Consider the following 13,551-nt stretch of genomic DNA (forward strand, 5'->3'; position numbering starts at 1 on the left):
CGTGAGAGCAGTGACCATGCGGCGCAAACTCCGTTCCGAGCGCGACCAGCTTGAGCTCTTTCGGGCGCTACCCGGCGATCTCGCGCCGCGCGATGCGCAGGATCTGATGGCTTATCCATTCTTTTCGTTGGCAAAGACCAAACGCATTGTGCCGATCGATTTCCGTGCCGGTGCGGTCGCAATTCGTGTCGAAGCCGTTCCGGAACACGGCATGGCGACCATTTGGGATGCAGACGTTCTGATCTGGGCCGCGTCCCAGATTGTCGAAGCCCGTGACGCAGGCCTGAAGACGTCGCGCCTCATGGCTGCAACGCCTTACGAGATATTGACGTTTGTCGGGCGCGGCACCAGCGCGAGGGACTATGACCGGCTCAAGGCGGGCCTCGACAGACTTCAGTCAACGACGGTCCTGACGTCGATCCGTCAACCGGCAGAACGGCGACGGCATCGCTTCTCCTGGATCAACGAGTGGAAGGAGACGGCCGATGCAAATGGTCGCCCCTTTGGGATCGAGCTGATCCTGCCGGATTGGTTCTATGCGGGCGTGATCGATGACGCGCTCGTGCTGACGATCGACCGCGCGTATTTCGATCTGACGGGTGGACTCGAGCGTTGGCTTTACCGCCTTGTACGCAAGCACGGCGGGCGCCAGGAAGGCGGCTGGAGTTTTGACCTTGTGCACCTCCATGCCAAGTCCGGCATCCTCTCGCCGCTCAAGCATTTTGCCTACGACGTACGCCAGATCGTCCAGCGCCAGTCATTGCCAGGCTATGAGCTCGTGCTCACACGGGATCCTGACGGCACCGAGCGGCTGAACTTCACGCCAACGCCTGTTTATCCCTTAACGGCACGCCTGCGTCGGCGCGGTCTCATTCCAAATTCGGAGGACAACCTGTGAATCAGCTCGTGCTATCGGGGACCGCAACCCTCGTGCTATCGAGGACCCGATCCTCGTGCTATCAGGGACTGGAATCGAGCTTAAGAGCTTGTTTCTCCGCGCTTTCCGGCCGCTCTAACTTTACTAACGTACTGACACTAACTTCTTGTTGTGAATCAGTGCGTTGTGAACAACTCGCGCGCCGCTGCAGCAAGGATGCCTCATGCGCCTACTCTGTCACGCGCAAAACTTTCCTGCAATGCGATTCCTGTCGCCAATGCACGCGCGCGAACGCGATCGCGCGCAAATCTGCGCGATCATCAGCGTTGGCGTCACCGCATCACGATCGTCGCTTTCCTTTGCGGCAGCTCGCTCGTCGAGGAGAACTCGCTAACGTCCGTGGTTGGCACCAAGACCACCACATGCCGGAATCTGGAGAATGGGCGGTCAGGCTAACCAGCGCCGTGCTTGATGGCTTCAATGGTCTGCATGAAGCCGCCGGCAAGAAAAGTTGCGATCTCACCCAAAACCCCGTCCCCTCGGGAGACGCCGCTCCGCCGTGGCGGAAGGAAAAGGCGCGCGTGGAAGCGGCCGGGTCGCGGAGGCCCTTACATCGCCGCAGCGACCCGGCCGCGCTTGCCGTCGGCGCCAAACCGGAACGTCGTGCCATCGATCCAGATCTTGTGCAGCAGCACGGCGAGTGCGCGTGCGACGGCTGTTGCTGCGCGCTTCAGACCATTCTTCCTGGCCAGCCGCAGGCCCCCCAGCCGCAACTTAAAGTTCTTCCGGATGCGCGTGAGGATCGCGATCGCTGCCTCGTACAGCATCGCCCGCGTCAGCTCATCACCGCATTTGGAGATGCTGCCGATCCGGTCGGTCTCGCCGGATTGGTCGCGCCGCGGCGTCAGTCCGAAATGAGCGCCAACGTTGGTCGACCTTTTGAACCGCGCCGGATCATCGACGGTGGCGCGGAACGTCAACGCCACGAGCGCGCCAACGCCGGGCACCGTCATCATCCGCCGCACCGCGGCATCGCCCCGGGCCGCCGCCAGCGCCAGGCGCTGCAGTTTGGCCAATTGCAGCCGCATCGCGGCTCGGGCGTCCAGCAGCGGCATGACGATGGCTTCCGATTCCTTCTTTCCGGCCAGAATCTCGCGCACCCGCGCGTCAATTCGCCCCACCGAGATCTCTCCGACTTTGAGGCCGAAAGGTCGCAACAGGCCACGAATCATGTTCTCCATGTCCAGCACCTTGCCGAACATCGCTTTGCGCCCGACCAACAGCGCGCGCAGCGTTTGCGCGCCTTCCGATTTGACATGGACGGCACGGAACCAGCCGGTCCGCATCATCTGCGCGATGCCCTTGGCGTCGTTGCGGTCGGTCTTGTTCAGCATGGCATTCAGCGCCGCTTTGGCATGCCGGGTCTCAATGCAGATCACGGGGAGACCTTCTTCGGCCAGCGCCGTGAACAGCCAGGCGCTGTACGAGAACGCTTCCAGCCCGACGCGCTTGAGGTGGATGCCCCATTCCGCCAGGAACAGCTCGATCGCGTCCGGATCGGTCTCGAGCTTTGCCTCCCGGACGACCTTGCCGTCCCCATGCACCACGCAAACGTTCGTCGCCTCCAACGACACGTCGAGCCCTGCATAGAAGTCCATCGTTCGCCTCCACCGCCGACCGCCGGACCGCACCGCCCGTTCCGTTCGCGAATCGTTGCAAGGCATCATCGCCGCATCGCGGCCGGCGAGGGGGCACCAGTCAGTACCCCGGCTAACCGGAATTCCTTCGGATTTCTTCTAACGGAGCAGGCCGAAAGCCGCGTTGGCGTGCGGCAACGACAGTCCGACAGTCTAGCCTGCCTTTGCAGGCCATACACACTCTCCACCGGGCCTAAGCTCGCGGCCGCCAGCTCCAGCGTCGGGGAGCCGGTGGCATGAGTGATCTCACGGAAGTGGAAGTGTTGTGGCTTGAGAAGCGCATCGAAAACCGAATTCGGTTCGGTCGTATTGTCAAGGAACGGAAGCTTGATCGCCATCGGCGCGTCCTGTCATTTGCACCCGGCAGCATCTTTGCCTTCGTCCGATGGACATCCAGCGACTTTGGGACAATCATTTCGCGGATCGACATCTTGCGCGCGGTCGCGCCGGGACAGCGCTGCTCGACCGTCCCTTATGTGACTCCCGGCGGAGAGATTCTGCTGCGTCTTTCCGGCTGGCCGAAGGTCGAGCGAGCGTTGCAGATGACCGATGCCGTTGAGGCGCTCGGCATCGATCCCGCCGATGTCGCGCCTGATCATTGGCATCACGTTCATAACCGCCTGTCCGTCAACGAAAACCCGCGCCCCTACACGAAAGCGCGCCATCAGGCTTGGCTCCATCGTCAAAGGGTGATGCGATGACGGGCCGCCTAATGATGCTGGCCGTGACGGTTGGGATCGCTACCGCGCTCATCACGACGATCGTCCCGGAGCCGCTTCCGCTTTACATCTGGAACGCATCCGGGAGCGTGCCGATCGGTCTATACCGCCTCCGACCAGCGGCCCAATTCCAGGTCACTGAATTGGTCGCCGTGCAGCCGCCGGAGCCGCTCGCGACCTTCCTCGACCTTAACGGCTATTTGCCCATTGGCGTCCCTATGCTGAAGCGCGTGCTCGCCCTTCCGGGGCAGATTGTTTGCAGAACCGGCCTTACGATTTCGGTCGATGGCGTCGCGGTGGGCGAGGCGAAGGATCACGACAGACGAGGCAGGCCGCTGCCGAAATGGCAGGGCTGCCGCGTCGCCGGCGAGGGCGAGCTGTTTCTGATGAACTGGCAGTCGGACGACTCTCTTGATGGCCGGTACTTTGGATTTCTTCCGGCATCTAGCGTGATCGGCCGTGCGATGCCGGTGTGGACGTGGGAGGAGTGATCGTGCGTATTCGACGTGTTCTCCTGGCCATTCCCTCGTTCAATCCATTGCGGGATCATTCCTCCGTCTCGATCGATGTCTGCAAGGCTGGCGCGAGCCCGGCGTACTTGGATCGGTTGGGCACGCGCGTTTGTGCTATCGTGCCCCTGATGCTTCTTCTGACCGCGTTCGACAGCGCTACTTTGGCCCAGAGCGGATCAGCCGCCGAGCCGGCGATCAGTCAGACAGCTCACTCATTTGCCGGCTTCATCAATGAAGCCTCACAACGCTTTGCGATTGCGCCGAACTGGATCCGGTCAGTCCAGCGCATCGAGAGTGCTGGTGACGTGCACGCCAGATCGAAAAGAGATCAGATTCGGAAGTATCGCGATGACCAAGTATGCGGGTCCGCAAGCCTTGGCGTGCTTCACAAAGCTAGTGGCGCGTGCTGATGGCGTATGGGCGATGCCTTCGGCCCGCTCTACTCGTCGCTTCGCTCCTCACCGAGCCACCCTCGGGTGTCTCGGCCCTTCGGGTAACGATCGCTATCGCAAGCGCTCGGAAGTAGTGGGGGCTTCCCGAGTTGGCTGGCAAGTCGCGGCGGCTCTTTGGGCAACTGGCGACCGGAAGACCACGACGGCAGGACGGCTCTTCAAATCGGGCTTCGAGATACCGGTGCACGGGGATAAGACGGTCGTGGCCGAATCCGGAGCCTGGTGCAACGACTTGGAAGGTCGTTGCCACAAGGGAGAGCTTCGATGAAACTCTATGTTGGATTGGACGTCGGCCTTGAAGAAACCAGCGTTTGCATCGTCGATAGCGAGGGTCTCACGGTCCGCGAAATTAAGGTCAGCACGGAGCCAGAGACGATCCGCTCCGCTGTAGAGGGCTACGCGGATCGCCTCGATAGGGTCGGGGTCGAGGCGTCATCGCTTGGCATCTGGCTGTATCGCGAATTGCAGCCAGTCGGGCTTCCAATCGTTGTCGTGGAAGCGCGCCATATGCGCGTTTCGCTGTCGACAATGCGCAACAAAACCGACCGAAACGATGCGCGCGGCATCGCGCAAATGATGCGGTTGGGCTGGTACCGCGCCGTGCATGTCAAGAACATCGAGATGCAGAAGATGCGCTCGCTGCTGGCCAACAGGAAGCTCCTCAAGCGCAAGCTGATCGACCTTGAGAACCACATTCGTGGCACGCTGAGGGCGTACGGTCTGATGGTTGGAGCGGTCGGCCGCGGGGAATACGAAGCGCGGGTCCGCGAGCTCATCGAGCACAGCGATCCGGTATTTTCCATGATGATTGAGTCCATGTTGGACGTGCGGCGAGCGATCTTCGAGGGCTACGAACGATTGCATAAGGTGCTCCTGCAGGTGGTCCAGCATGATGCGATCTGTCGTCGACTAATGACCGTACCCGGCGTCGGTCCCGTTGCCGCCCTTTCGTTCAAGGTTGGTGTTGATGACCCTCTCCGTTTTGCGCGATCTCGAACGGTTGGCGCGCATTTTGGCCTGACGCCAAGGCGACACCAGTCTGGAACGTCCATCGACTTCGAAGGCCGAATTACCAAACAGGGCGACGTCGCAGTTCGCGAAGCGCTCTGCGAGGCGGCCGCAAGCCTTCTGTTGCGGGTCAGGAAATGGTCGGCCTTGCGGGCCTGGGGCCTGCGGATCGCCAAACGGTCGAGCATGCTGTGCGCGATCGTCGCGGTCGCACGCAAACTTGCGAGCATCCTGCACAGGATGTGGATCAATCAGACCGACTTCCACGTCGGGTTCGGTGCCAAGGTTACGCAACGACTTCGTTTGAGGCCTGCGCAGTAGTTGCAGCAGGGGCGCAAAAGATTGGTGCTGGTGTTGCAGCCAGCATGGAGAGAAGGAGTAACGACTAGAGATCCGCGCGCGCGGTGAGCGTCCCCTGGCGGGGCCGCGAAACGGGGAATGTCCGCTATCTCTTGCCTGCTGCCATCTACGTGATGAGAGCGCCAGACTGCTTGGACAGCCCTGTTTACGAACCTGATGAAGAGCATGCGACGGCCAAAGTGCTGAACGCGAAGGAACGCATGGACCCCGCCTGGTGAATGCTGATCGCGAGCGCGATGTGGTGACGTGTGTGCGTTGTCGATGCAGGGAGTCTGCAATGGCTGAAGTGCGAAGAGTCGAAGAAAAGCGTAGGAATGAGTTGACTTTGAACGCCCGATTAGGAAGGCGAGATAAAAGGGGCTCGCCGGTCGAACCGCAAGCCATTGGCATGGCTTGGGTTCTGGCGTGCCGGTCGGTCGGGGCCCGTGCCGCGCCTTGCATTTTGAACAATGCAATCAAGGACAATCTCGGCACTGCAGGCGCTTTCGCCCGCTTGGAGGGCCGCCTGTGACCGCAGGCGACAGCGATCTGCGTATTCGGCCCGGGCGCATCCGCAGCACTCGCGCTCCGAAGCCGAAGAGCTTTATCAACCAGGTGCTACGCGCCGCGAAGAAAGCCGGACACACCTCGGGTCAGACCGGGACCGGCAGGCGTTCGGCCGCCTATGGGCGCTCGACGTTTGGCCGCGGCCGGCTGTCCTTTAGCCGCGCCAGATTGTTCAGCCCGACGCGGCGCGTTGTGGTGAAGGCGCGCGTGGTTCGTCACAAAGGGCGGGCTTTCCGTTCAGCGCCGTTGACAGCCCACGTCGCATATTTGAAGCGCGACGGCGTGACCCGGAGTGGCCAGCGGGCCGAGATGTTCGATGCCAGCAGCGACCGCGCCGATAGCGCGGCTTTCGCGGAACGGTGCAATGATGACCGGCATCATTTCAGGTTCATCGTCTCGCCGGAGGATGCCGGCGACATGACCGATCTGAAGGCCTTCACCCGCGATCTCGCCAGGCAGATGGAGACTGATCTCGGCACGCGGCTCGATTGGGTGGCCGTCGGTCATTGGAATACCGACAACCCCCACGTCCATTTTCTCGTTCGGGGGATAGATGAGGAGGGGGCGGATCTCGTCATCTCCCGTGACTATATCAGCCGGGGCCTCCGTTCACGCGCCGAAGAACTGGTCGCGATCGAACTGGGTCCAAAACCGGAACACGATATCCGCAATTCGCTCGAGAGGGAAGTCATCGCGGAACGATGGACGCGGCTTGATCGGGAGATCCGGCTGACAGCCGACGAGACCGGCTACATCGATCTTCGCCCAGAGCATCCCGGCAAGTCCGATCCCGATATCCGGCGCCTGATGGTCGGCCGCCTTCAACACCTGGAGAAGATGGGCCTTGCTGCCTCCGCCGGGCTGGGGGAGTGGATGGTCGGGCTCGAAGCCGAGCGCAGCTTGCGCGACCTTGGCATGCGCGGCGACATCATCAAGACCATGCACCGCGCCTTTACCGAGCGTGGTGAAGCGCGCGGCATTGCCGACTTCGTCATCGAGGGTGGACAGCCGACGTCCCAAATCATCGGACGGCTGGTCGGCCGTGGATTGCATGACGAACTGACTGGCGAGGCCTACGCCTTGATCGACGGAACAGACGGACGTGCACACCACGTGCGCTTCCGCGGGATCGAGGCCTTCGACCACGCACCGCCGGTCGGGGGCATCGTCGAAGTCCGACGCTTCGGTCAGGCCGGCGATCCGCGGACGACCGTGGTGCTGGCGATCCGCTCTGACCTCGATCTAGCCGAGCAGGTCACCGCGAAGGGCGCAACCTGGCTCGACCACAGGCTGGTCGAACGCGACCCCATGCCGCTCGCCATGGGCGGATTCGGCCGCGAGACCCGCGACGCCCTGGGAGCCCGTACCGAGCATCTGATCCAGAAGGGCCTGGCACGGCGGCAGGGCCAACGCGTCATCCTGCAGCGGGACCTCCTGAACACGTTGCGCCGGCGTGAGGTGGAGGAGGTGGCAGCAAAAGTCTCGGCCGACACCGGCTTGCCTCATGTGAACGCCGCCTCTGGGGAGCATGTGGCGGGCACGTATCGCCAGCGGTTGACGCTCGCCTCGGGACGCTTCGCCATGATCGATAATGGGCTCGGCTTCCAGCTCGTGCCCTGGTCGCGCGAACTCGAGAAGAGGCTCGGCCAACACGTCACCGGTGCCGTGAAGGACGGCGGTGGTATCGAATGGGGCTTTGGTCGCAAGCGCGACCTCGGCCTCTAGCAATCTCGCCAATTCAGTTGCGGAAGGACGCTCGGAATGTCCGGAACCAAAATCCTCTGGGGACAGGTGATAATTGTCGGCCTGATCGTCTTGCTGGCCATCTGGGGAGCAACCGAGTGGACGGCCTGGCGACTTGCCTACCAGCCCGAGCTTGGCCGGCCCTGGTTCGAACTGTTGGGCTTCAAGATCTATTATCCGCCGATCTTCTTCTGGTGGTGGTTCGTCTACGATGCCTACGCGCCTCAGGTCTTTGTCGAGGGAGCCTTCATCGCGTCGTCGGGGACCTTTGTTTCGATCGCTGTGGCGATCGGCATGTCGGTCTGGCGGGCCCGCGAGGCCAAGAATGTCGAGACCTATGGGTCGGCGCGCTGGGCTAATGCGGAAGAGGTTCGAGCGGCCGGACTTCTCGGTCCGGATGGTGTGGTACTGGGCAAGCTCGATTGCGACTACCTCCGCCATGATGGGCCGGAGCACGTGTTGTGTTTTGCACCCACCCGTTCAGGTAAGGGCGTTGGCCTCGTTGTACCCTCTCTTCTCGCTTGGCCGGGTTCGGCCATCGTGCACGATATCAAGGGGGAGAACTGGCAACTGACCGCGGGTTTCCGCTCGCGGCATGGCCGCGTCCTGTTGTTCGACCCAACCAACTCGAAATCCTCGGCTTACAATCCGCTTCTCGAGGTCCGGCGCGGGGAATGGGAGGTTCGCGATGTGCAGAACGTTGCCGACGTCCTGGTCGACCCCGAAGGCTCACTCGACAAGCGGAACCATTGGGAGAAGACCAGTCATTCGCTCCTGCTCGGCGCCATCCTCCACGTCCTCTATGCCGAGGCGGACAAGACCTTGGCTGGCGTGGCCGCCTTTCTGTCCGACCCGAAGCGGCCCATCGAGGCGACGCTGAAGGCGATGATGACCACGCCGCACCTTGGCGAGCAGGGCGCCCATCCGGTGGTCGCTTCGACCGCGAGAGAACTGCTCAACAAGTCCGAGAATGAACGCTCCGGCGTCCTGTCCACCGCGATGTCGTTCCTTGGGCTTTATCGCGATCCCGTCGTGGCCCAGGTGACCCGCCGCTGTGACTGGCGGATCGCCGACCTGATCGCTGATCACCGTCCGACGACGCTTTACCTCGTCGTGCCGCCCTCCGATATCTCGCGGACCAAGCCCCTGATCCGGCTGGTGCTGAACCAGATCGGCCGGCGCCTGACCGAGGATCTGCACGCCCGCGATCGCCGACATCGAGTCCTGATGATGCTCGACGAGTTCCCGGCACTAGGCCGGCTTGATTTCTTCGAGTCCGCGCTGGCCTTCATGGCGGGCTACGGCATCAAGAGCTTTTTGATCGCGCAATCGCTTAATCAGATCGAGAAGGCCTATGGGCCGAACAACGCCATTCTCGACAACTGCCACGTCCGGGTCAGCTTCGCGACCAATGACGAGCGAACTGCCAAGCGGGTGTCCGACGCACTGGGCACCGCGACCGAGATGCGAGCGATGAAGAATTATGCCGGGCACAGATTGAACCCCTGGCTGGGGCACCTGATGGTCTCGCGCCAGGAGACAGCAAGGCCGCTCCTGACCCCGGGCGAGGTCATGCAGCTTCCGCCGATGGACGAGATCGTCATGGTGGCGGGGACGGCGCCGATCCGGGCGAAGAAGGTCCGCTACTACGAGGATCGGCGATTCACCGAGCGGGTTTTGCCGCCGCCTGACCCGGCGATGGCCGGCCGATCAGTGCGAACGGACGGATGGTCAGGGCTCGGACCGTTGAAGCCGACGGCAGGTCCAACTGACAGAGCCGCGGAGGCCGAGGAAGACACGGCGAATAGCGGGCTCCGTCGTGAGCCCGAACTCCCTGATCACGTTGCAATCGTCAAGGAGACGACCGAACCAACGCCGGCAGAGGAATTTGCCACCGTTCTTGACGATGACGAGGACGCTGTCCGCCAGTCCCGGCTCATACGCCAACAGATGCGCGGTGTCGCCCGTCAAGTCGCCATGGACCCAAATGACGGTATGGAGCTCTGAGGCGATATGCGCGACCGGATGAATGTCTATTTCCCGCCAGAGCTTCTGAAACAGATCTCGGAGCTTGCCGATCGCAAGAAGCTTTCTCGGTCTGCGATCGTGGAAGCTGCGGTCGCTTCGTTTCTATCGCCGGACGGCGCTGATCGGCGAGAGGCCGCGTTTACCCGGCGCCTCGACCGGCTGTCGCGTCAGATGCAGAGGCTCGAGCGCGACGTTGGGTTGACGGCGGAGACCTTGGCTCTGTTCATTCGGTTCTGGCTGACTATTACGCCACCGTTGCCCAACGATGCACAGGCGGCCGCGCAGGCAAAGGGCAGGGAGCGCTTCGAAGGATTTGTCGAGGCGCTTGGGCGTCGCTTGCAAAAGGGCCAAAGCTTTCTGCGCGAGATTCCGGAAGATATCCGCAGTCAGGAGACGGTTGAAGAAACCTGATTGAACTACGTAGGCAGGCCATTTCGCCAGTCCTTCTTTTTCTTCGCTAGCCTACGCCCGCAGCGATTTTGCTGAACTGACGAAAAGCTGGTCACGCTATCGGCTTGCGCGAGCTGCCAGCAACAGGGGTCAGCATGCAGATTTCAGGGGCATGGCGCCTCACCGCGCGCGTATTTCTCCCGTTTGCGGTTGGATACTATCTTTCGTATCTGTTTCGAACGATCAACGCTTTGATCGCCATTCATCTCATCTCGGATGCTGGGCTTGGGGCTGCCGACCTCGGGTTGCTTACGTCAGTGTATTTCCTGGTGTTCGCGGCGGCTCAGATCCCGGTCGGCATTTTGTTGGATCGCTTTGGTCCGCGCCGCGTCCAGAGTGTTCTGCTCCTGCTCGCAGCCATCGGCGCGGGACTGTTCGCGGTATCGACCGACTTCCTGTCACTTTTGATCGCGCGCGCAATGATCGGGCTTGGTGTGGCAGCGGCACTGATGGCAGGTCTGAAATCCATCATCCTTTGGTTCCCCAGGGAACGAGTTGCCTTGCTGAACGGCTACATGATCATGCTGGGATCACTTGGAGCGGTGACTGCTACGGCTCCCATCGAACACCTACTCGCTTGGATGGGGTGGCGGCAGCTCTTTGAGATTCTGGCGGCCGCCACCGGTGCGACGGCCATTCTCATCTATGTCGTGGTGCCCGAACGAGGCATTGTGCCATCAACAACGCGCGCCACCCTTGGCTCCGTTTTTGCAGATCGTCGCTTTTGGCGAGTGGCCCCATTTTCGGCGACCTGCATTGGATCAGCCTGGTCTCTGCAAGGACTGTGGGCATCACCATGGCTGACCGACGTGGAGGGGCTTGATCGCGCAAGTCTCGTAAGACAGCTGTTCATAATGTCGATCGTTTTGAGCTGCGGCGCCTTGTTGTTCGGGATGACCGTCCATTACGTCAAACGAAGGGGCATCGGGGCGGAGACGGTATTAGCGACGGTTGCGGTGCTGTTTGTCGCAGCCGAGCTAGCTTTGATCCTGCGAGTGCCTCTGCCGTCCATCTTGCCCTGGTCCGTTGTCGCAATTGCCGGAACGGCAACGGTGGTCAGCTTCGCGGTAATAGCAGATTACTTTCCGCCGGAGCTTGCCGGTCGTGCCAACGGCGCCTTGAACGTCTTGCACTTTGGTTGGGCTTTTCTGGCACAATACGCGACAGGCCTGATCCTTGAGCAATGGACCGCGATCGGTGGTCATCGGCCGGTCCAGGCCTATCAAGTCGCGTTCGGCCTCAACGTCGCACTGCAGATCGCGGCCTTGGCCTGGTTCGTGCTGCCTTGGCGCCGATCCGTCGCCTCATGGATGAGTTCAATTTCTTTCTTCATGCCTGCTAATATCTCCGACGCTGTTGAGTCAGTTGGCCTGTATGAGGATTCGGTCGTCCTCCTGCCTGCTGATGACGATGCGGAGTGGTGAACAGCAGCTCGCGCTGAGCCAATGCGACTGAGTAGCCGTCAAATACCAGTTTTCAGTCTTTCTTTTTCCACGCCAGCCTACGATCACGGAAAGCGCTTGTTGCGCTAAGTGCATTGGTGCATTTTCTAATCATCCCCATCTGAGGACGCGCTTTGGGCGTCCTCATTCGTGGGGGCGAGCGGTGACAATCCATTCCATTCAATCGGAAGCGAATTCGCGCGGTGCGCGAATGCTGCGCAGCGCACTTGGCTCTGCGATTGCCGGCTACCTCGAAGACGACGCGATCATCGAGGTGATGCTCAACCCGGATGGACGGCTGTGGGTCGACCTGTTGTCGAGTGGCCTGATCGACACAGGCGAAACTCTCTCCGCAGCCGATGGCGAGCGCATTGTCCGCCTGGTAGCACATCACGTCGGTGCCGAGGTGCATGCCGGTGCGCCGAGGGTATCAGCCGAACTGCCCGGGACCGGTGAGCGCTTCGAAGGACTCTTACCCCCGGTCGTTGCAGCACCGGCCTTTGCCATCCGCAAGCCCGCCGTCGCCGTGTTTACGCTCGACGACTACGTCGCCAGGGGAATCATGACCTCGGAGCAGGCCGAGATCCTGCAGAACGCGGTCGTCGCACGGAAGAACATCCTGGTCGCCGGTGGGACATCGACCGGCAAGACAACCCTGACGAATGCGCTTCTGGCCGAGGTGGCGAAGACCTCCGATCGGGTCGTGCTGATCGAAGACACCCGCGAGCTACAGTGCAGGGCGCCCAATCTCGTTGCGCTGCGGACCAAGGACGGTGTGGCCACGCTGTCGGATCTTGTCCGCTCGTCCCTTCGACTGCGTCCTGACCGCATTCCGATCGGCGAAGTCCGAGGTGCCGAAGCACTCGACCTGCTCAAGGCCTGGGGCACCGGCCATCCCGGCGGCATCGGTACCATCCATGCTGGGACTGCGCTCGGTGCGCTGCGGCGGCTCGAGCAACTCATCCAGGAAGCCGTCATCACGGTTCCGCGCGCCCTGATCGCCGAGACCATCAACCTCGTCGCCGTCCTTGCGGGCCGCGGCGCCGATCGTCGCCTCGCTGAGCTCGCCCTCGTCACCGGGCTCGGGGCCGCCGGCGACTACAGCCTTTCAACAGCAGGAGACTGACATGCGTCAGCAATTTCGCTTTCTTCGATGTGCATCGTTGGCCGCCTTCGGCGCGGTGCTTGTGGCAGCCCCGCCGGCATGGGCGGCTGGCTCGAACATGCCGTGGGAGCAGCCACTCAATCAGATCCTGCAGTCGGTGGAAGGGCCGGTCGCCAAGATCATCGCCGTCATCATCATCGTCGTGACCGGGCTCACGCTCGCGTTCGGGGACTCGGCAGGTGGTTTCCGCAGGTTGATCCAGATCGTGTTCGGACTGTCGATCGCGTTTGCCGCCTCGAGCTTCTTCCTGTCGTTCTTCTCCTTCGGCGGCGGCGTGGTGATCTGATGGATGAGCCGGTCGCAGGCTTTGTCGTGCCCGTTCACCGCGCACTCACCGAGCCGATCCTGATGGGCGGCGCGCCGCGGTCGGTCGCCATTGTGAACGGCACGCTTGCCGCGGCCCTTGGACTCGGACTGCGGCTCTGGATCGCGGGTCTTGTCCTCTGGTTCATCGGCCACATGGCCGCCGTCTGGGCCGCCAAGCGCGACCCCGCCTTTGTCGATGTGGTGCGCAGACATCTGCGCATTCCCGGCCATCTCAACGCCTGAGCT

General features: G+C 62.0%; 13 protein-coding genes. 12 read left to right on the forward strand and 1 reads right to left on the reverse strand.

The features are described 5' to 3' along the window. The first annotated feature begins 16 nt into the window (after positions 1-16). Positions 17-898, forward strand: coding sequence for a replication initiator protein A (locus tag AAFG16_RS09015; RefSeq protein ID WP_342738869.1), 882 nt, complete (start codon positions 17-19; stop codon positions 896-898). 587 nt (positions 899-1,485) lie between these two features. Here the strand turns inward: AAFG16_RS09015 and AAFG16_RS09020 are convergent. After that, entirely contained in the window at positions 1,486-2,535 is a 1,050-nt protein-coding gene (locus tag AAFG16_RS09020) for an IS110 family transposase (RefSeq protein ID WP_342738870.1), read from the reverse strand. Between the two features lie 275 nt (positions 2,536-2,810). On the opposite strand from AAFG16_RS09020, the gene AAFG16_RS09025 reads away from it, so the two are divergent. The 11 genes from AAFG16_RS09025 to AAFG16_RS09075 all read left to right on the forward strand — a co-directional run bounded on the left by AAFG16_RS09025 (position 2,811) and on the right by AAFG16_RS09075 (position 13,548). Next, the gene (locus AAFG16_RS09025; RefSeq protein WP_342738871.1) at positions 2,811-3,275 is read left to right on the forward strand and encodes a DUF2840 domain-containing protein; all 465 of its coding nucleotides are present in this window, start codon (positions 2,811-2,813) and stop codon (positions 3,273-3,275) included. Further along, positions 3,272-3,784, forward strand: coding sequence for a S26 family signal peptidase (locus tag AAFG16_RS09030; protein WP_342738872.1), 513 nt, complete (start codon positions 3,272-3,274; stop codon positions 3,782-3,784). The genes AAFG16_RS09025 and AAFG16_RS09030 overlap by 4 nt, the downstream gene beginning before the upstream one ends. A gap of 2 nt (positions 3,785-3,786) precedes the next feature. After that, positions 3,787-4,215 carry a hypothetical protein gene (locus tag AAFG16_RS09035; protein WP_342738873.1) on the forward strand — a complete coding sequence of 143 codons (429 nt, stop codon included), beginning with the start codon at positions 3,787-3,789 and terminating at the stop codon, positions 4,213-4,215. 306 nt (positions 4,216-4,521) lie between these two features. Next, a complete protein-coding gene (locus AAFG16_RS09040; protein ID WP_342738874.1) occupies positions 4,522-5,586 on the forward strand; it encodes an IS110 family transposase in 1,065 nt (354 codons plus the stop codon). A 546-nt stretch (positions 5,587-6,132) separates the two neighbouring features. Further along, complete coding sequence (locus tag AAFG16_RS09045) at positions 6,133-7,896, forward strand: DUF3363 domain-containing protein (protein WP_342738875.1); 1,764 nt, start codon at positions 6,133-6,135, stop codon at positions 7,894-7,896. A gap of 36 nt (positions 7,897-7,932) precedes the next feature. Further along, positions 7,933-9,921 carry a conjugal transfer protein TraG gene (locus tag AAFG16_RS09050; RefSeq protein ID WP_342738876.1) on the forward strand — a complete coding sequence of 663 codons (1,989 nt, stop codon included), beginning with the start codon at positions 7,933-7,935 and terminating at the stop codon, positions 9,919-9,921. Between the two features lie 6 nt (positions 9,922-9,927). After that, positions 9,928-10,353, forward strand: coding sequence for a CopG family transcriptional regulator (locus AAFG16_RS09055; protein ID WP_271604454.1), 426 nt, complete (start codon positions 9,928-9,930; stop codon positions 10,351-10,353). 134 nt (positions 10,354-10,487) lie between these two features. After that, the gene (locus AAFG16_RS09060) at positions 10,488-11,816 is read left to right on the forward strand and encodes an MFS transporter (RefSeq protein WP_342738877.1); all 1,329 of its coding nucleotides are present in this window, start codon (positions 10,488-10,490) and stop codon (positions 11,814-11,816) included. Positions 11,817-12,045: 229 nt separating this feature from the next. After that, positions 12,046-12,960, forward strand: a complete 915-nt coding sequence (trbB, locus tag AAFG16_RS09065; RefSeq protein ID WP_283084395.1) for a P-type conjugative transfer ATPase TrbB — start codon at positions 12,046-12,048, stop codon at positions 12,958-12,960. Position 12,961: 1 nt separating this feature from the next. Beyond that, entirely contained in the window at positions 12,962-13,285 is a 324-nt protein-coding gene (locus tag AAFG16_RS09070; protein WP_342738878.1) for a TrbC/VirB2 family protein, read from the forward strand. Further along, positions 13,285-13,548 carry a VirB3 family type IV secretion system protein gene (locus AAFG16_RS09075; protein ID WP_172789584.1) on the forward strand — a complete coding sequence of 88 codons (264 nt, stop codon included), beginning with the start codon at positions 13,285-13,287 and terminating at the stop codon, positions 13,546-13,548. Before AAFG16_RS09070 ends, AAFG16_RS09075 begins: the two co-directional genes overlap by 1 nt. Positions 13,549-13,551: the final 3 nt, after the last annotated feature.

The sequence above is a fragment of the Bradyrhizobium sp. B117 genome (genome assembly GCF_038969555.1).
In the GTDB taxonomy this organism is placed as follows: domain Bacteria; phylum Pseudomonadota; class Alphaproteobacteria; order Rhizobiales; family Xanthobacteraceae; genus Bradyrhizobium.